Genomic DNA, 778 nt, shown 5'->3' on the forward strand with positions numbered 1-778 from the left:
GAGTGTACGTCGGTCGAAGTTTTTCTTCTTCTTTTTATTTATTGAGTAGAGTTGAGGGGTGAATGAAAGTTGGCGGGACATCTTGTTCAATTTGGACGACGTAAACGCAGGACTTATGCACGAATTAATGAGGTGCTGGGCATTCCAAACCTGATTGAAATCCAGCAAAAATCGTATGAGTGGTTTTTGGAAGAGGGATTACGTGAGATGTTTCAGGATATCTCTCCGATTCAAGATTTCACAGGTAACCTAGTACTGGAATTTATTGACTATAGCTTGGGCGATCCTAAGTATTCGGTTGATGAATCCAAAGAACGCGACGTAACCTATGCGGCGCCGTTAAGAGTCAAAGTCCGTTTGATTAATAAGGAAACCGGCGAGGTCAAGGAACAAGAAGTGTTCATGGGGGACTTCCCTATTATGACCGATACAGGAACGTTCATTATTAACGGTGCGGAGCGTGTAATCGTCTCCCAGCTCGTTCGTTCCCCCAGTGTTTATTATAGCACGAAAGTGGATAAAAACGGCAAAAAAACTTACACGGCGACGGTCATTCCGAACCGTGGGGCTTGGTTGGAGCTTGAGACAGATGCGAAGGATATTATCTATGTTCGTATCGATCGCACGCGCAAAATTCCAGTTACGGTACTGCTTCGTTCATTAGGATTCGGCACGGATGCAGAGATTTTGGATTTGCTCGGTGATAATGAATATATCCGTAATACGCTCGATAAAGATAACACGGATTCTACGGAAAAAGCGTTAATCGAAATCTATG

At 43.7% G+C, this 778-nt stretch carries 1 pseudogene; it reads left to right on the forward strand.

Annotated elements, in window-relative coordinates:
- Positions 1 to 69: 69 nt before the first annotated feature.
- Positions 70 to 778: pseudogene (locus tag AC1DUA_RS39510) on the forward strand (DNA-directed RNA polymerase subunit beta); the annotation flags it as partial.

Source organism: Paenibacillus sp. 01T422, from assembly GCF_056398785.1.